Genomic DNA, 17,768 nt, shown 5'->3' with positions numbered 1-17,768 from the left:
CATGGTTGACTACGACGACCGGCAGTACGCCGTCTACGCCGAGGGCCGGGCGCTGCACCCGGACGCCGCCGGGCTGTGGGCCGAGACGTTCACGCGCTGGGCGCCGCCGCACCGGCCGCTCGACGTGCTCGACCTCGGCTCAGGCACCGGCCGGTTCAGCCCGCTGCTCGCCGACCTCTTCGGCGGGGCGGTCCACGCCGTCGAGCCGTCGGAGCGGATGCGGCAGGTGGCGAGCGCGACGGCGCCGCATGAGCGGGTGTCGTACCGCGAAGGCTCCGCCGGCCACATCCCGCTGCCCGACGCCTCGTGCGACCTGGCCCTGCTGTTCCTGAGCTTCCACCACGTCCCCGACCGGGCGCGGGCCGCCGCCGAGCTGGCCCGGGTCCTGCGCCCCGGCGGCCGGGTCCTGCTGCGCAGCGCGTTCGGCGACCGCATCCCGGACCTGCTGTGGCACCGGTACTTCCCCAGCGCCCGCGCGGTCGAGGAGCGCATGTTCCCGGCGCTGCCCGACGTCCTGGCCGGGTTCGCGGCCGCGGGCCTGCGGCGGGCCGGGTTCGAGCGGCTGCGCGAGCCGATGGCCGCCGGCCTGCGCGAGTACGCCCGGCGCATCCGGCTGCGCGCCATCTCGACGTTCGAGTACCTCGACGCCGACGAGACGGAGGCCGGCATCGCCCGCCTGGACGCGGCCGCGGCGGCCGAGACCGACCCGGCGCCGGTGGTGGCCGACGCCGACCTGCTGATCCTGGAGCGCCGGGACTGACGAACCGCCCCGCTACCGGGCCGACCGGCGACTCGTACAGGCCGGCCGGCAGCAGCGTGGCTGGCCGGGCCGGCGACGACTGACGGCAGGGCTCCGCCGGCGAGGCCCGGCTCCGCCAGGCATCGCACCCTGCCGTTGGAGGTCACCGGCCCGCGCGGCGTCAGCGGTCGGAGCTGACCTTGACGGGCGTGGTGCCGTCGGGCAGGCCCGCCGCCGCGAACAGCCGGTCGCGCGAGCGCTCCGCCTGCGCGCGGACCCCCGCGGCATCGTAGTCGAGCAGCCGGCCGTGGCGCTTGCGGAACTGGCCGGCGACCAGCACCGTGTCCACGTCGCGCACGTCGCTGAAGGCGATCGCCGCCGGCACGTTGTTGATCATGCCGAACGGGGCGGCCGCGACGTTGAGCAGGATGACGTCGGCCTGCTTGCCCGGGGTGAGCGAGCCGATCCGGCGCTCCAGGTCGAGGGTCCGCGCGCCCTCGATGGTCGCGAACTCGATCGCGTCCCGGGTCGTCGGCGTCGGCCCGGCCGGCTCCGCGCCGTGGTCGAGGCGCAGCCGGTGCCGGCGCCCGCGCTCGGCCTCCAGCACGCCGCGCATCTCGTCGAACATGCTGCCGGTCACGCCGCACACGACGTCGACCGACAGCGCCGGGCGGATCCCAGCCTCCAGCAGCCGCCCCGTCGCCGGGACGCCGTGCCCCATCAGCATCTCGATGCGCGCCGAGACCGACGCGTGCCCGCCGCTGCCGGCGATGTACTTGAGCTCCTCGTCGGTACACGTGTTGCAGTGCAGGAAGATCAGGTCGTCGGCGAGCAGCGCCCGGTCGTGCATTTGGGTCACCGCCCGCTGCTGACCCATGAGGCCCAGGCCGACGTGCATCGACGCGCGGACGCCGAGCTCGCGGGCGAGCGCCAGGTCGTCGGCGGTCGCGCCGATCGTCGCCAGCTCGGGGCCCCGCACCGACAGCGCGAGCGTCAGGAGCTGGTCGGGCGAGGAGAAGTACCGCGACGCGAGTCGCCGTGCGTCGTCGGGGTGCCGGCGGTCGCTGTTGAAGTACCAGGCCGGATCGTTCGTCGGCATGCCGTGCCCGAACACCGCCCGGATCCCCGCCTGCTGCAGTGCGGTGACGGCGGCGTCGGCGTGCTCGGGGGTGTTCATGATGTGCGACCAGTCGAAGATCGTGGTGATGCCGGAGTCGAGCGCCTCCACGGCGCCGAAGTGGGTGCCGACGTGCACGTCCTCCGGGGTGAACACCGGCGAGAACGCCCCGATGACCCGGGCGAAGTACTCCTCGAGCGTCCAGTCGGCGGCGATCTGGCGCAGGGCGCTCTGCCACACGTGCCGGTGCGTGTCGACCAGACCGGGCATCACGATCATGCCGGTGGCGTCGACCACCTCCGCGTCGGCGGCGTCGATCCGCGGCGCCACGGCGGCGATCCGGTCACCCTCGACCAGCACGTCGCCGGACGGCAGGTCGCCGATCGCGCTGTCGACGGAGACCACGGTGCCACCGCGGATGAGCTTCCTGTGCTGTGCCATGACGACTCCTCAGGTATCGGTCAGTGGTTGGCGCACTCCACAACACCGAGTCGGGCTTGACGACCGGTCAACACTCCGTCAACGCGAGCACCGGCCACCCGGAGCTGTCGCACCCGTCGGCTCGCGGCACGCCGGCCGGATGCCAACCGGTGTGAGCGCGTGCATCAGCCCTGATGCGTTGCTGAGGACCGCTTGACGGCGTGTGCCGCGAACCAGGTCGGGTCGTGTGCGCTGAACACGTCGATGTCCGGGTGCTCGGCCGCGAACGCAGCACCCTGGCGGCCGGACCGCCCGGGTCACCGCAGCCGTCCTCGACGCCACCGTGGCGGTCCTCGCGGAGGTCGGCTGGGCCGACTTCAGCATCGAACGGGTCGCCGCCGCCTCCGGCGTGCACAAGACGACCATCTACCGGCGCTGGCCGACCCGGGAAAGCCTCATCTCCGAAGCCGCGATGGCACACGCACAGCAGGCGGTCCCGATCCCCGACACCGGTTCGCTGTACACGGACCTCTCGGCGATCGCCCACGAACTCGTCGCCGAGTTCAACTCGCCGGCTGGCCGGGCGCTGCTGCGGGTCGCCGTCGACGGCTCGGCGAACACCGCCCTGCACGACGTCCGCAACGCGTTCTTCACCGCCCGCTACGCGCTGCTCGAACCGCTCGTGACCCGCGCCGTCGCCCGCGGCGAAGCACCCGCCGGCACGGTCGCCACCGCCGTCGCCCGCACGCTCAGTGCCCAATTCCTCGTGCGGCTGCTCATCACCGGCGAACCCCTGGACCCGGACGCGGCAGCCGAGGCGGCAGCCGTCACCACCGCAGCCACCGCAGCAGGGGCACTCGCCACGCAACCGCCGCTCACGTGAACATGAGTCCACGCCTCTGATCCGGCGTCAACGTTCTGTCGACCGCGCCGCGATAGCTGGCGCAGACAACGGTGCTCTCGGACGCATCGGTGCGCTCACGAGGCGGCGAGGAACGCGCCACCGGCGAGTGCCGCCAGTACACCCCAGGCGCGCGGTCCCGTCAGCCGCTCGCCGAGGATCCAGGCCCCGAACAGCACCGTCACCGCCGGGTACAGCGACGACAGCACGGCCACGGAACTGAGCTCGCCGATCGTCGACGCGAACGCGAATGCGGCGTCCCCGGCCGTGTCGGTCAACCCGATCGCGACAACGCCCACCACGGCCGCCACGCTGACCGGCTGGCGACGGGCCCGCACGCCCGCACCGGTCCAGAAGGGGTCGCGGTGCAGGTCCCGCGCCACGGCCGCGATGAGCATCCCGATGCCCAGCACGCCGGACGACGTGCGGGCCAGCGCGATCGACCACACCGGATCAACAGCGCTGGAGTGGTGCACCAGCACCAGGAACGCACCGAAGCCGAGCGCTGCCCCCATCGCGTACAGCATGGCGACGCCGTTCTTCGACGCGCCCGCGCGGGTCGTGCCCGTCGGCCAGCTCACGAGCGTGACGCCCGCCAGCACGGCCACGATGCCGACCGCGTCGTCGACCGACAACCGTTCGCCGCGGATCGCGCCCCAGACCAGCGGGACCAGGGCGGCGACCGCCGCGACGGGTGCCACCACTGCCAGCGAGCCCTTCCGCATCGCCAGGTAGAGCAGGCCCAGGGCGGGTGTGCTGCACAGCCCGGCGAGCACCGCCCACCAGAGCCGGCCGTCACGTGGCAGGGCCGTACCGTGCGCGACGACCAGTACGCCCGCCAGCAGCAGACCGGTGACCTTCGACCAGCCCAGGACGACGAGCACCGACAGGCGCCGCGACCACAGACCAGCCAGGAACTCCGAACTTCCCCAACCCAGCGCCGCGAGCGCAGCGAGGGTCAACGCCGACAACATGCCTGTTCCCTTCGGTGTCCGACAACGGCGCCGCCGCGCGGCACCGCGATCGAGAGAACAGCGACGGCGTCGACACGGCGTCGACATCGGCTTGCAACATGATGGACACGAGCGATCGGGGCGGCCGCGGCTCGTCGTGGCGGCGGCCACCGGTGCGGGTTGCGCCGGTGGCCGCCGGGTTCACGTCGGTGTTGCGTCGGGGTTGGGGGTTAGGGGTAGTTCACGACCTGGCGTGGGGTGGTGTTGCCGGCCGGGTTGGGGACGGCGCCGCCGGTGTCGTTGACGACGTTGGCGATGGTGCCGACGTCGCCGAGGGAGACGGTGAGGACGCTGTGGAGCCGGACGCCGGCCCGGTTGGGCACCTCGAAGGCCCGGTCTACTCTGACGCTGGGGTTGACGTTGAAGTAGCAGTACGAGCCGCCGCCCCAGAGTTCGTGGTCGGTGACGGTGTCGGCGACCTTGTAGGCGGCGTAGCCGTTGCCTCGGGGGCCGATCCAGGCTGCCTGGTTGGGCACGTCGTACGGCTTCTCGTTCTGGAAGAAGATCGTCCGTCCGCGGTTGCCGTTCCAGATCACCTCGTACTTCTGGTAGTGCTCGACGAACAGACCGGTGGCGAGGACGTCATCGCCGTTCACGATGAGGCCGGTGTCGCCGGTGTTCACCGTCCAGCCGGTGGGCGCGCCGCCGTGGTCGGCCCGCCAGGCCCAGATGTGGTCGATGATCGTGTCGTCGCTGTGCACGGCGAGGGTGGTGGTGGCCTTGCCCTGGACGCTGCTGCCGACGCGGAAGAAGACGTCCTGCAGGCTGATCGGGTTCGCGGCGTGGTCGGTGTGGACGCCGGCCTGCCCGACGCTCATCAACGTCGGGCTGTTCGTCGTCCCGGCGTCGAAGGTCAAACCGCTGATCTTGATGCCATCGACGTCGGCGACGTTCAGCGCCTCGACCCCGTTGTTCGGGATCAGGGTCGGGAAGCCGATGCCGGTCACCACGGTGTTGGGCCGGGTGACCCTGATGGTCTGGTCGAGGGAGTAGGTGCCGGGGGTGAAGAACAGGTTCAGGCCCTGGGCGAGGGCGGAGTTGATCCGGGCGGCGCTGTCGCCGGGCTTGGCGACATAGAACTCCCGCATCGGGATCGAGGTGCCGGCGGTGTTCGGCCAGGTCGCGCCTGCGGAGTTGCGCCGCACCGAGGGCACGAAGACGCGGTAGAGGCCGGCACTGTCGACGTACAGGTAAGGCTTCTCACGGGTGACCGGGGTGGTCGCCAGGGTGGTGTGGGGCGGGTTCGGGAACGCGTTGGCCGGGGCACCCTGCACGCCGGAGTACACCATGTTCCAGACGCCGCCGTCCCAGCGCGTGATCCGGCTGTCGCGGGTGTACCACTGCTGCTGCGAACCGGAGGACACGACGCCGTCGACCACGGAGTCGGCCAGGTAGCCGCCGCTGGAGTAGCCCTGCCCGGTGTCCTGGTTCGACGGCGCCAGGGTCAGGTCGCCGCGGATGTGTACCCGGCGCATCGGGGCGGCCTGGGAGACGGCCCACCGGTTGGTGCCGCCTTCCGGCACGATCGACAGGTTCTCCATGCTGCGCCAGAAGTTCTGGGTCGCGTTGGCCTCGTCGCCGAAGTTCCACCCGGAGTCGACGTTGACCGCGCCGTTGATCGTCACGTCGTCGGGGTTCAGGCCGAGACCGGCGATCGTGGTGTAGAAACCGACGTTGGCCCACACCCGCCCGTAGGTGCCGGGCTTGAAGAGGAACACGTTGCGCTGGGTGCCGAACTGCGCGGTCGGGCTGCGCAGCTGCGCGTTGAACGCCTGGTCGACCGCCGACTGGATGGTCGCCACCGGCGTGGACGGGTCGAAGATCCGCACGTTCGGGCCGAAGTCAGGGGTGTCGGAGGTCGGGAGCGTCGGCGTGCTGGGCGACACCGAGGTCGACGGCGAGGTCGACGGGCCGGAACCGGTGAAGACCTGGAACTCCCAGAGCGAGTAGCCCCACTGGGTGGCCCGGGCGGTGCCGTTCATGCGCACGTAGCGACCGGTCGTCGTGGTGACGGCCGGGCTCTGCACGCCACCGGTGCCGGTGGTCGTGCTGTAGATGTTCGTCCAGGTCGTGCCGTTGGTGGACACCTGGATCTGGAAGGCGGTCGCGTAGGCGGCCTCCCAGTTCAGCGTGACGCCGCAGACGGACACGGCAGTGCCCAGGTCGACCTGGAGCCACTGCGGGTCGGTGGCCAGGCTGGACCAGCGGGTGCCGGTGTTGCCGTCGAATGCGGATGAAGCCGGGGTACCGGCGTTCTCCGTCGACGACGCGGTCGCTGTCTTGCCCAGCGCCGTGTTGGTGGTGCCACAGCCGCCCGGCGTGTCGGGGGTACCACCGAAGACCTGGAACTCCCACAGCGACACGCCCCACTGGGTGGCTTTCGCGGTCGCGTTGACGCGCACGTAGCGACCGGTGCCGGTGACCGGCAGGCTCTGCTGGCCGCCCGTGCCGGTCGTGGTGGAGTAGATGTTCGTCCAGGTGGTGCCGTTGGTGGAGGTCTGGATCTGGAAGGCGGTGGCGTACGCCCCTTCCCAGTTCAGTGCCACCCGGGTGATCGCCTGGGAGGTGCCGAGATCGACCTGGATCCATTGCGGGACGCTGAACGCGCTCGACCAGCGGGTGCCCGTATTACCGTCGGTCGCGCTGCTGGCAGGGGTACCGGCGTTCTCCGTCGACGAGGCGGTCGTCGGCCGGCCCTGCGACAGCAGGGTCTCGGCCGCGTCGGCGCGGGTCGTGACCACGACGATGTACGTCACCAGCATGGCCGCAACCGCGGCCACGATGGCGGCCATGCGCAGGGTGCGCGGGCCCGTCAGTGATCTGAATGAACGTCGATGGCCGGGGCGGGGTTCCGACCATTCCATAGGGACTCCTTCGTGAAGCTCGGGTGTCGGCGGTGTTGCGGCGGAGCGAGAGAGCGCTCTCACGCTGTCACTCTGGGGCCTCCTTGGAAAGGTGTCAATGCTTCGCGAGAAAATGAAAGAGCGCCGACGAATGCTCGCTCAGGCGCAGACCAGAGCGCCGCACCGGAGCACTGATCAACGTCGCCGCTGCTTGCCGACATCTGGGAGCGCTCTCTGAGACGCGCCGACCCAGACATGCTCGCGGTCCTCCGGACGCATACCTGGGCCGTATCCCACCCGCCGAGGTTGACGCCTGGGAGCCGAGCGAACGCGAGCCTGGTAGCTGTGGAGTACGACGCGGTCGTGATCGGGGCGGGCCACAACGGGCTCATCGCTGCCGTGAGGCTCGCGGAGGCGGGCTGGTCGGTGCTGGTTCTGGAGCAGGCGCGCCGACCGGGCGGGGCGGTGCTCAGCGAGGAACTGACGCTTCCCGGGTTCACCCACGACGTGTTCTCCACCAACCAGAACCTGCTGCTCGGCTCGCAGTTCTACGCCGAGCACGCGAGCGCCCTGGCACAGCACGGATTGCGGTACGCCGTGGGGAGCAGACCCTACGCCAACGCGTTTCCGGACGGCACCGCACTCGGCGTGGAACAGGATCCGGACCGGACCCTCAACGGTCTGGCCGAGCGCGACAGCGGCGACGCGGACGGCTGGCTGCGGCTGCAACGGCTCTACGACCGGTACAGCAGCACGCTGTTCGGGCTCTACTCGGCGCCTGCGCCATCGATGGCGATGGCCTCGGCGACGGCGCGGGCGGCGCTGCGGCTGCGGCCTGCCGGGTTCGCCCGGCTTGTGCAGTTGCTGCTCAGCTCGACGCGGGAACTGGGCGACACGTTCTTCGCCACACCGGAAGCGAAGGCCATGGTGGCGTGCTGGGGCATGCACCTCGACTTCGGCCCCGACGTCGCCGGCGGCGCCATGTTCCCGTTCCTCGAACTGTTCACCGACCAGCGCCAGGGCATGTCGATCGTCGAGGGCGGCGCCTCCGGCCTGATTGCCGCGCTCGCCGGGCTGCTCCACCAGCACGGCGGGGAGCTGCGCACCGAGGCCGCGGTGCGCCGGATCATCACGTCGGGAGGCACGGCCCGGCAGGTGGAGCTCGCCGACGGGCAGCGGATCACGGCCCGGCGTGCCATCATCGCCGGCACCACCCCCACGGCCCTGTTCGGTGAGCTGCTCGACCGCGCACCGGCCGGTGTGCGTCGCGATGCCGCCCGGTTCACGTACGGGCCGGGGACAATGATGGTGCACCTGGCGCTCGACGGCCCCGTGCCGTGGCGGGCCGGGCCGGCGCTCGCCGGCCACGCCTACGTCCACATCGGACCGTACGTCGAGGACCTGGCCCGCACGTACACCGCCGCACTCAACGGACTGCTGCCACGCGACCCGACGCTGGTGTGCGCCCAGACGTCCGTCGTGGACCCGACCCGGGCGCCGGCCGGCAAGCACGTGCTGTGGATCCAGGTCCGCGCACTGCCGCCGCGGATCCGCGGCGACGACGCCGGCGAGCTCACCGCGACGAACTGGGACGAGGCCGCCGAGCCGTACGCCGAGCGCGTCCTGGACCGCCTGGAGACCTACGCGCCGGGCCTGCGCCAACGAATCCTCGGCCGTGCCGTGCTCAGCCCGATCGACCTGCAGCGGCGTAATCCCAACCTGGTCGGCGGCGACAGCATTGCCGGCTCGATGCACCTGCGGCAGAACTTCGCGTTCCGGCCGTTCCCGGGCATGTCCCGTTACAAGACACCGATCCGGCACCTGTACCTGATCGGAGCGTCCACCTGGCCGGGCGGCGGCGTCAACGGCCTGTCCGGCGACCACGTCGCCCGCCATCTGACCCGCCGAACACGTCAGCGGCGCGGCGCCGAGCAGCTGCCGCCTTCTAACCTGCGCCCGGGCCGCGGGTCATGACAACTGGGCAGCCGGACAACCCATCAAACGCTCACTGATCGCCTACGACCACTGAAGACTTAGGAATCAGTCATCTAGGCGATCCGTTTTGCACTCATCAGGGTCAGGGTGTCCACGACCCGGTTCGCGAAGCCCCACTCGTTGTCGTACCAGCCGACGACCTTCACGTGCCGCCCGTCGACCCTGGTCAGCGCCGAGTCGAAGATGCACGACGCCGGATCGCCGACGATGTCGGCGCTGACGATGGGGTCGGAGCAGTACGAGAGGATGCCCTTGAGCGAGCCCTCGGCCGCCTCGCGGTAGGCGTCCAGCACGGCGTCGCGCGTCACCTCGGTTTCGACGGTCGCGTTGAGCTCGACCAGCGAACCGACCGGGACCGGTACCCGGATCGAGTCGCCGGACAGCCGTCCGGCCAGGCCCGGCAGGACGAGCCCGATCGCCTTGGCGGCACCGGTGGTGGTCGGCACGATGTTCACGCCGGCGGCCCGGGCCCGGCGCAGGTCCCGGTGCGGGCCGTCCTGGAGGTTCTGCTCCTGGGTGTACGCGTGCACGGTGGTCATGAACCCGTGCTCGATCCCGGCCAGCCCGTCGAGCACGGCGGCGAGCGGCGCGAGCGCGTTGGTGGTACAGGAGGCGTTCGACACGATCGTGTGGTGATACGGGTCGTACGCCTCGGTGTTCACGCCGTACGCGAGCGTCACGTCGGCCCCGGCCGACGGCGCGCCGACGAGCACCCGCTCGGCGCCGGCGTCGAGGTGTGCGCGGGCCGCGTCGGCGGCGGTGAAGCGGCCGGTGGTCTCGAGCACGATGTCGACGCCGAGCTCGGCCCAGGGCAGCTTGAGCGGCTCGCGCTCGGCGAGCACCCGGATACGCCGCCCGTCGACGAGCAGGTCGTCTCCTTCGACCGCGACGGGGCGCCCGATCCGCCCGAGCGTGGTGTCGTACTTCAACAGCTGCGCCAACGCCGCCGGCACCGCGAGATCGTTGACGGCGACGACTTCGAGGGCGCTGTCGCGCTCGACGACCGCGCGCAGCACGCCGCGACCGATGCGCCCGAACCCGTTGATGGCAATTCGTCCAGACATGCGGCAATCGTGCCGGTTCGCCCGATCAGACAACAGTGGAAGGTTCGCCAGTCTCCGCAAGCATCGCGCCACCCGACCGCATCTCTGCCAAGGTCGCGCCGTTCGGGCGTGCGAAGGTCTTGCGGTATTCGCTCGGCGACGTGCCCAGAATCCGCTGGAAGTGCAGCCGCAGGTTCGACCCGGTCCCGAGCCCGACTCGCGCCGCGATCTGCTCCACCCCGAGTCCGCTGCGCTCGAGCAACTCCCGCGCCCGGTCCACCCGCGCCCGCAGAATCCACTGCGTCGGCGTGTACCCGGTCTCCTCCACGAACCGCCGCGACAACGTCCGCGCCGACACGTTCGCGTTGCGGGCCAGATCCTCGAGCGCGAGCGGCTCGTCGAGCCGCTCCAGCGCCCACTGCCGAGTCGCCGCGAAGTGCTCGCCGACCGCCTCCGGCACGCTGCGCGGAATGTACTGCACCTGTCCCCCGCTGCGGTACGGCGCCGCCACGAGCCGCCGGGCCACATGATTGGCGAGCGCGACCCCGTGATCGCGGCGCACGAGATGCAGGCAGAGGTCGATCCCGCTGGCCGCACCGGCCGAGGTGAGCACCTCCCCCTCGTCCACGAACAACACGTCCTCGTCGACGAGGATCGCGGGATGACGCCGGGCCAGCTCACGCGTGTAATGCCAGTGCGTGGTGGCCCGCTTGCCGTCGAGCAGCCCGGTCGCGGCGAGCGCGAACGCCCCGGTCGAGATCGCGGCAAGCCGAACCCCGCGCGCGTGGGCAGCGCGGAGGGCGGCCACGACCTCGGCCGGCGGCTCCTCACGATCCGGATTCCGGTACCCGGGAATGAACACGGTATCGGCCGCATCGAACGCGTCGAGCCCTTCGGCCACGTGATACGCGAGACCGTCCCCACCGGCCACGAGCCCGGGCGCGGCACCGCACACGTGCACCGCGTACGGCATGCTCGGCCGATTGGTGAACACCTGCGCCGGAATGCCCACATCGAGCGGCTTGGCCCCATCGAGCACAAGCACCACGACTCGATGAACCCCGTCAGCCACGGCCGCCCCTCCCCTCACCCGTGCAGCCTCACACCGATGCAGGCCGACACGACAGTGGCGTGAAAGCCACGTACCACAAGTTTCCCGCCACGGCCCATTGCTCATCCGTCGGCCCGAGGTGGTGGCGTCATGACTGCACCCCGCTTCTGGTCCGACGCCGTCGACACGGACCTTCTGCGCGTCGTCCCGCACGAGGAGCCGGCCGAGCCGGAGCGGCCGGTCGCCTGACCCTGACGTCGGGAACCGCCATTCGCCACTGGGCGGCGTCCGGCCCCCGCTGACCACCGCTGGCATCGGGCCGCCGGTGTTGGCAGCCTTGACCGGTGGCATCAACATGAGGCGTGGACTCAACGACGCGTGCGGCATGGGCGGCAGCAGGAGTAGCCGTGCTTTCCGCGATAGTGGCGTGCTTGCAGGCAATCTACGCTCGCGGTTCTGCACGAAGCGCGGAGCGTCAGGCCAAGGCGGCTGAGGAACAGTTGCGGCTCAGTAAGGCACAGGCCGATGCCGCCGAGACTCAATTGGAGATCGCCAAGGCACAGAGCGAAGCGGCTGAGCAACAGTTGGCGATCGCCAAGGCGCAGTATCTGGATGACCTTGAAGATCGGAAGAAGGCCGAAGCCGACAAAGCATCGCAGCAGGCCCGCCTGGTCTTCGGGGTCTTCGGTGGTGGCGGGATCAAGGACTACACGGTCGCAGTGGCCAACAACAGCCCGCATCCGATCTACAGCGTCGTCGGCACCTTGTATACGTACAACGTGTCAGCCGGTGACGCAGTCCCTGCGGCCAGGCAAGACGGGTTCCGCATCTTCTCGGCGATTCGCTTGGACAGTCTGGCGTCAGTAACCAGGAGCGAAAAGATCCTGAGCCCGAAGCAGTTTGAGATCCTTCGCCGTGAAGGCGTGAGCGCGTCTGTCGAGTTGACCTTCACGGACAGTAGCGGCCTGATGTGGCGGCGATGGGACCGGCGGGAACCCGAACGGATCTTTGAAACTGAATGGTAAGGCTGCCGCCCCCCACAGCCTCGGACCTGCTCGGCCGCTTCCAGAAGGTGTTGGCACCAGGCAGTGACGCGCCGGACGGCGCGACCCGGACCTGATGTGTTGCCGGGCCGCGCCAACAAAACGTCGGGCCGGCCCCAGCCCGCCTCCCCCACGTACCGGGTGTGGGGTCGGCCCGGAACACCGCACCCGAACGGCGCAACGCCTACGGGCCTCCGTCCCCTAAGCGCGATCGACAACGCCACCGGCGACCAGCAGGGCGGCGTTCGGCCCGACCGCTGCCAGGATTCGCTCGCGGACCTCGCACAGCTCGTCCTCCGGCTCGGCCAGCAACAGCCGGCCCAACCCGCGAAGCGCCTGGTAGACCGCGTCGAACTCCAGATCCCGCCGGTACTGGTCGAACTTGCCCGCCACGAACCACCCGTCGCGGCTCGCTACCATCGGCCGCAGTTGGTCGACCAGTGCTGTCTTGCCCACTCCTGGCACTCCGCCGACCAGTACCCCACGACACCGGCCCGCCAGCGCGTCGGCGAACGCCGCCTGCAGCTGCTCCAGAGCCGCATCGCGGCCCGCCAACCGCGACGGCGTCAGCAGCCGCGGCGCCACGTCCCGCTCGCCGACCTGCAGCGCGGCTGCTCCTGGACGGGTGGCGTCCCCCAACCGCTCGAGGTCGTGGATCAAGCCCTCCGCCGTCTGGTACCGGTGGTCCGGCTCCTTCTCCAGCAGATGCATGATGATCTGGGACAGCGGCTCCGGCAGGGCCGGGTTCAGCCGCGCCGGCGATACGGCAACCCGAGCCAGATGGTCGTGCGCAAGTCGCAGCGGGTCACCCGAACCGAAGGGCGGTGTACCCGTCGCCAGCTCGTACAACGTCGCACCCAACGCGTAGAGGTCCGCACGCTGATCCACCGACCGACCGGTGCGACCGGTCCGCTCGGGCGCCAGATACGCCAACGTCCCGACGATCTCGTTGTGGTGCGTGAACTCGGGACGGATCTCCGCCAGCGAGGACGCCACGGCGAAGTCCACCAGGCAGGGTGCTCCGGTGCGGGAGATCACGACGTTCGCCGGCGCGATGTCGCCGTGCAGCACCCCCCGCCGGTGCATCCCCGACACCGCCCGGGCCAACGGCACGGCAAGCTCGATCAGGTCATCGGCCGCCATCGGCTTCGCCAGCCCGGCCAGGCTCCTGCTCCCGGCGTCCGCCAGCACGATCGACCCCGGCAGACACGGCGTGTCCGCCAGCTGCGCAACCCCCTCGACCCCTCGCAGCCGCTCGAGCATCCCCAGCTCCCGCTGCAGCCGCCGGCAAGCGTCCGGCCCCAACGGCTCCTTCCGTACCACCGCGCCGCCGACAAGGGCCACGCGCGTGACACGCGTCAGCTCGCTCTCACGCACAACTGCAACCCCGAGCACGCGGTGACCGCCCGCCGCGTCTCGCCCGACCAGCACCTCGCCGGCGTCCATCCGATACCTCCACGCACGCCGCGCTCTCGTTCCTGTGTACTCCGCGTGATCGTGATGGGCGAGGCGCGCACCGAGGCTCGGCCCGTGGCGGGCCCGCCAGGTGATGTGGCAGGCCGCACTCGGGTCGGCGGCGCACGGCGACCGGTCACAGCGGGCGCTCGCGCGGCGGCTGCACGTCGACCCGACCGTGATGACCTATCGGGTCGAGCGTCTCGTATTGCCCGCCACGGTCGAGGAACAGCTCCTGGCTCGGCCCTGCGGGTGCTGCTACGCCGCGTCGCTGCCGCCGGATGACCACGCCCGCTCGATCGCTGTCGCCGAGCCTTCGCGCACAGTGGCGACGTGGCTCGCCCGGCGGGGCACCGCCGGTTCAGTGGGTGCGGCTGCGCCACGGTTCCCGGCCGGGACGGCGGCGCGGCTGCGGTGCGCGGCGAGCTGGTCCAGCCGCCGCGCCGGCTCCGACGGGTGGTGCGCCTCGGCGGTCAGCCGGCGCGTGAACGCCTCGACGAAGTACGGCATCCGGTACCGGCCGCGTGGGCCGAACTCCTCGACGAGGCCGACGTCGACGAGCGCGTCCAGCGCAGTCCAGGCCTGGTGCTGGGGTATGTCGAGCAGCGCCGCCACGTGCGGTGCGGTGAACTCCGGCAGGCCCGCCCCGGCAACGCAGCGCAGGACGCCGGCCTGGAGCGGGGCCAGCCGCTGGTAGGCGCGGTGCAGCGGCGCCTCCGCGACCACGCAGTCGTCGTGCGCTGGGACCGATGCGCTGTCGAGCTCCTCCGCGAGCTCGGCGGCGAGCACCGCGACCGGATAGTCGGGCCGGGCCTCCAGCCGCTCGGCGACGAGCCGCAGCGGCGTCGGGTAGGCCGAGCAGAGGTCGACGAGCCGGCGCGCCGCCGAGACCTCGGCGTCGATGCGATCCGGTCCGGCGAGCCGGCGCAGCATCTCCAGCCCGTCCACGGACGACAACGGGCCCAGGCGGACCCACGCGGCGCCGGGCGCACCCGTCACGCGCCGGTGCGCCGTGAACAGCAGATCCGCCTCCGGCAGCGCGTCGCGCAGGCGTGCGACCTGGCCGCCGTCGGCGACGTTGTCGGCCAGGACCAGCATCCGCCGCCCGGCGGCGACCGGGCGCAGCAGCGCCGCCAGCCCGCAGGCCGAGGCCGGAAGCTCCGCCGGGCCGTCGGCCCCGGCGGTGAGCTGGTGCAGCCAGTTGCGCAGCACCTCCCGCTCGTCGGCGGCGGCGAGGTCGGCGTGCAGCACTCCGCCCGGGTACCGGCCGGTCACCATACGCGCGGCGCGGATCAGCAGCGTCGACCGGCCGGTCCCGTCCAGGCCGACGATCCCGACGGTGCCCGGGGTGCGGGCGGCCAGCCGCTCGGTGACCTGCGCCAGCTCCTGCGTCCGGCCGACGAACGACGGCAGGTCGGCCGGCAGGTGCACCGCCACGGCGGCGGTCGGCGCCGGTGCCGGTACCGGCGGCGCCGCTTCGACGAGCAGCGCCGGGTCACCGGCGAGCATGCGCTGCTGGAGCCGCCGGAGTGCGGGCCCGGGCTCGACACCGACCTCGTCGCGGAGGCGGCGGTCGCCGTCGAGGTACGTCCGCAGCGCGTCGGCCCGGCGTCCCGACCGGTACAGCGACAGCATCAGCAGCTCCCGGAAGCCTTCCCGCAGCGGGTACTGCTCGACGAGCGCGCTGAGCTCCTCGGCCAGACCGGCGTCGGGGCCCGGCCCGGCCAGCTCGGCGGTGAGCCGGGACTCCAGCGCGGCCAGCCGCAGCTCGCCGAGCCGGCTCCGCTGGGCGGCCGCATACCGGCCGGGCACGCCGGCCAGCGCATCGCCGTGCCACCGGCCGAGGGCCCGGCGCAGCGTGTCGACCGCGCCGGCCGGGTCGCCGGCCCGCAGCCGCGACTGCCCCGCGGCCACCTCGCCGCGAAAGCCCGCCAGGTCGAGCGCGTCCGGCCGCAGCGGCAGGGCGTAGCCACTGCCAGCGGCGACGATCGCACCGGACTGCGCCCCCTCGCCGAGCACGCGGCGCAGCCGGGACAGGTACGTGCGGACCGTGCCGAGCGCGGCGCGGGGCGGCTCGCCGTCCCACACCACGTCGATGAGCACCTCGGGCTGCACCGGCCGGCCCTCGTACAGCAGCAGCGCGGACAGCACCGCCACCTGCTGGGGTGATCCGAGCGCCAGCTCCCGGCCGTGCCGCCAGGCGCGGACCGGTCCGAGCACGGCGAACGTCAGTCCCGCGGGACCCGGCCGTTGCGGCCCGGGCGTCGGGCTCGTGCCGTTGACCGGCCGCTCGACGACGTCTGTCCGCAAGACACTCACCATGCTCCTGGTGCTCCTTTGTACGGGCGCGCCGGCGCTGCCGACGTCGAACCATTCCACGCCCGCAGGGCCGGTACGGTTCGACACCATGGGTCCGATGTGAACGGATTCACAGCGCATCGCGACCGGGCCACGGCCCACGCCGGGTGCACACATTGCCTTTCGTCCGAACCGGTCCGCAAGCGTCGCGCCTCGGCGTGTCACACCAAGCGAGCAGCAGCCCGGTAAACGCATGGTCAACGCCTGATCAACGCGGCCGACGCGCCCTTCGAGCGGGAGCCCGTCCGGTGCGGCGGCCGGGACGTCGTTGACCCGACGTCAACGGGGCGTCGACCGGCCGCGGTTTTGCTTGCCGCATGACGACAACCACCAGCGACAGCGTCAGCGCGGTCGACCCGGCCGCGCTCGCCGCGCTCACCACGCGCGTGGGCGGCCCGGTCCTGCTGCCCGGCGACGACGCATATGACCGAGGGCGCGCCACCTTCAACCTGTCCGTGCAGCACCACCCGGCGCTCGTCATCGGCGCCACGTCGGCCGCCGACGTGGTCGAGGCCGTGCGGTTCGCCGGCCAGCACGGCCTGCGGGTCGCGGTACAGGCCACCGGGCACGGACCCGCAGAGGCCGCCGACGGTGCCCTGCTGATCGACACCAGCCGGATGGCGGCGGTGTCCATCGACGCCGACACCCGCATCGCCCGGGTCGAGGCCGGCGTCCGGTGGGCGGCCGTCATCACCGCCGCCTCGGCGCACGGCCTGGCCGCGCTCAACGGCTCCTCCCCGACTGTCGGCGTCGTCGGCTACACCCTCGGCGGCGGCCTGAGCCCCGTGCTCGGCCGCGCCCACGGCTACGCGGCGGACCACGTCACCGCGTTCGACATCGTCACCGCCGACGGCCGGCTCCGCCACGTCACCGCCGCGACGGAACCGGAGCTGTTCTGGGCGGTCCGCGGCGGCAAGGCCAACTTCGGCGTGGTCACGGCGATCGAGTTCCGGTTGTTCCCGCTGACCCGCCTCTACGGCGGCGGCCTGTACTTCCCCGGCGCCCAGGCCTCACAGATCCTCAAGGCGTGGCGCTCCTGGGTCGAGACCACACCCGACGAGCTGACCTCGTCGGTCGCGCTGCTGCGGCTGCCGCCCATCCCGGAGGTACCCGAGCCGCTGCGCGGGCAGTTCGTCGTGCACGTCCGGGTGGCCTACCTGGGCTCGGCCGGCGATGGCGAGCAGCTCGTCACGCCGGTCCGCACCGCCGGCACCCCGGTCATCGACACCCTCGCCGACATGCCCTACTCCGCGGTCGCGGCCATCCACAACGATCCCGTCGAGCCGTTGCCGATCCACGACCGCTCGACGCTGCTGCAGGACCTGCCCGCCGCCGCGATCGACCGCATCGTGGCGCTCGCCGGCCAGGACGCGGAGGTGCCGGTCACGATGGTCGAGATCCGCCACCTGGGCGGCGCCCTGCGCCGCGCACCGCAGTCGCTGAACGCCGTGGCCAACCGCGACGCGCCGTTCCTCCTCTTCGCCGCCAGCGTCGCCGGCCCCGACGAGGCGGTCCACCACGTCGCCCTCCACACGCGACTCTTCGCGGCCCTCGCGACGTGGGACACCGGACGCACCTTCGCGAACTTCCTCGCACCGGGCGACAACCGGCCCACGCACGTCATGTCCGCCTACCTGCGCGAAGACCGGCACATGCTCGCCGCCCTCAAACAGCTGTGGGACCCGCAGCAGATCTTCAGCCTCACCCACGCGATCCGGCCCACCGGATCGCGGAGCAACGCCTGACGTCGGTGCCCGCTTCACCCCCGGCCCGCGGCGACGCACGTCGCC

The 17,768-nt window shown here is 71.9% G+C and carries 12 protein-coding genes; 5 read left to right on the top strand and 7 right to left on the bottom strand.

Annotated elements, in window-relative coordinates; translation table 11 throughout:
- The first annotated feature begins 1 nt into the window (after position 1).
- On the top strand, positions 2-760 hold the full coding sequence (locus ABZS66_RS38370) for a class I SAM-dependent methyltransferase (RefSeq protein WP_354766590.1): 759 nt from the start codon (positions 2-4) through the stop codon (positions 758-760).
- A gap of 160 nt (positions 761-920) precedes the next feature.
- On the opposite strand, the gene ABZS66_RS38365 is transcribed toward ABZS66_RS38370, so the two are convergent.
- Positions 921-2,297, bottom strand: coding sequence for an amidohydrolase family protein (locus tag ABZS66_RS38365; protein WP_354766588.1), 1,377 nt, complete (start codon positions 2,295-2,297; stop codon positions 921-923).
- 322 nt (positions 2,298-2,619) lie between these two features.
- On the opposite strand from ABZS66_RS38365, the gene ABZS66_RS38360 reads away from it, so the two are divergent.
- Entirely contained in the window at positions 2,620-3,159 is a 540-nt protein-coding gene (locus ABZS66_RS38360) for a TetR-like C-terminal domain-containing protein (protein WP_354766586.1), read from the top strand.
- Between the two features lie 95 nt (positions 3,160-3,254).
- Here the strand turns inward: ABZS66_RS38360 and ABZS66_RS38355 are convergent, their stop codons facing one another.
- Together ABZS66_RS38355 and ABZS66_RS38350 are read right to left on the bottom strand one after the other, a co-directional pair.
- Positions 3,255-4,151: an EamA family transporter gene (locus ABZS66_RS38355; RefSeq protein ID WP_354766584.1), complete on the bottom strand. Its 897-nt coding sequence runs from the start codon at positions 4,149-4,151 to the stop codon at positions 3,255-3,257.
- A gap of 209 nt (positions 4,152-4,360) precedes the next feature.
- On the bottom strand, positions 4,361-6,982 hold the full coding sequence (locus ABZS66_RS38350) for a discoidin domain-containing protein (RefSeq protein WP_354766582.1): 2,622 nt from the start codon (positions 6,980-6,982) through the stop codon (positions 4,361-4,363).
- 396 nt (positions 6,983-7,378) lie between these two features.
- Here ABZS66_RS38350 and ABZS66_RS38345 point away from each other — a divergent pair, with 396 nt between their 5' ends.
- Positions 7,379-9,007, top strand: coding sequence for an NAD(P)/FAD-dependent oxidoreductase (locus ABZS66_RS38345; protein ID WP_354766580.1), 1,629 nt, complete (start codon positions 7,379-7,381; stop codon positions 9,005-9,007).
- Positions 9,008-9,081: 74 nt separating this feature from the next.
- On the opposite strand, the gene gap is transcribed toward ABZS66_RS38345, so the two are convergent.
- Both gap and ABZS66_RS38335 read right to left on the bottom strand, forming a co-directional pair.
- Positions 9,082-10,092, bottom strand: coding sequence for a type I glyceraldehyde-3-phosphate dehydrogenase (gap, locus tag ABZS66_RS38340; protein ID WP_354766578.1), 1,011 nt, complete (start codon positions 10,090-10,092; stop codon positions 9,082-9,084).
- Positions 10,093-10,117: 25 nt separating this feature from the next.
- Entirely contained in the window at positions 10,118-11,119 is a 1,002-nt protein-coding gene (locus ABZS66_RS38335) for a helix-turn-helix domain-containing protein (protein ID WP_354766576.1), read from the bottom strand.
- Between the two features lie 434 nt (positions 11,120-11,553).
- On the opposite strand from ABZS66_RS38335, the gene ABZS66_RS38330 reads away from it, so the two are divergent.
- Positions 11,554-12,147: a hypothetical protein gene (locus tag ABZS66_RS38330; RefSeq protein WP_354766574.1), complete on the top strand. Its 594-nt coding sequence runs from the start codon at positions 11,554-11,556 to the stop codon at positions 12,145-12,147.
- 219 nt (positions 12,148-12,366) lie between these two features.
- Here the strand turns inward: ABZS66_RS38330 and ABZS66_RS38325 are convergent, their stop codons facing one another.
- Together ABZS66_RS38325 and ABZS66_RS38320 are read right to left on the bottom strand one after the other, a co-directional pair.
- Positions 12,367-13,611, bottom strand: a complete 1,245-nt coding sequence (locus ABZS66_RS38325) for an AAA family ATPase (RefSeq protein WP_354766572.1) — start codon at positions 13,609-13,611, stop codon at positions 12,367-12,369.
- Between the two features lie 267 nt (positions 13,612-13,878).
- Positions 13,879-15,930, bottom strand: a complete 2,052-nt coding sequence (locus ABZS66_RS38320) for a BTAD domain-containing putative transcriptional regulator (protein ID WP_354766570.1) — start codon at positions 15,928-15,930, stop codon at positions 13,879-13,881.
- A 365-nt stretch (positions 15,931-16,295) separates the two neighbouring features.
- Here ABZS66_RS38320 and ABZS66_RS38315 point away from each other — a divergent pair, with 365 nt between their 5' ends.
- Positions 16,296-17,723 carry an FAD-binding oxidoreductase gene (locus tag ABZS66_RS38315; protein ID WP_354766568.1) on the top strand — a complete coding sequence of 476 codons (1,428 nt, stop codon included), beginning with the start codon at positions 16,296-16,298 and terminating at the stop codon, positions 17,721-17,723.
- Positions 17,724-17,768 lie beyond the last annotated feature (45 nt).

It is taken from the genome of Dactylosporangium sp. NPDC005572 (genome assembly GCF_040605515.1).
Classification (GTDB): domain Bacteria; phylum Actinomycetota; class Actinomycetes; order Mycobacteriales; family Micromonosporaceae; genus Dactylosporangium.
The sequence above is the reverse complement of the archived record's forward strand: the minus strand, read 5'-3'. Positions and strand labels throughout refer to the sequence as shown.

What these genes read in the sequence shown, in the direction of transcription:
- ABZS66_RS38370 (WP_354766590.1), top strand. Translation starts at nt 2, where the DNA reads ATGGTTGACTACGACGACCGGCAGTACGCCGTCTACGCCGAGGGCCGG.
- ABZS66_RS38365 (WP_354766588.1), bottom strand. Translation starts at nt 2,297, where the DNA reads ATGGCACAGCACAGGAAGCTCATCCGCGGTGGCACCGTGGTCTCCGTC.
- ABZS66_RS38355 (WP_354766584.1), bottom strand. Translation starts at nt 4,151, where the DNA reads ATGTTGTCGGCGTTGACCCTCGCTGCGCTCGCGGCGCTGGGTTGGGGA.
- ABZS66_RS38350 (WP_354766582.1), bottom strand. Translation starts at nt 6,982, where the DNA reads ATGGCCGCCATCGTGGCCGCGGTTGCGGCCATGCTGGTGACGTACATC.
- gap (WP_354766578.1), bottom strand. Translation starts at nt 10,092, where the DNA reads ATGTCTGGACGAATTGCCATCAACGGGTTCGGGCGCATCGGTCGCGGC.
- ABZS66_RS38325 (WP_354766572.1), bottom strand. Translation starts at nt 13,611, where the DNA reads ATGGACGCCGGCGAGGTGCTGGTCGGGCGAGACGCGGCGGGCGGTCAC.
- ABZS66_RS38315 (WP_354766568.1), top strand. Translation starts at nt 16,296, where the DNA reads ATGACGACAACCACCAGCGACAGCGTCAGCGCGGTCGACCCGGCCGCG.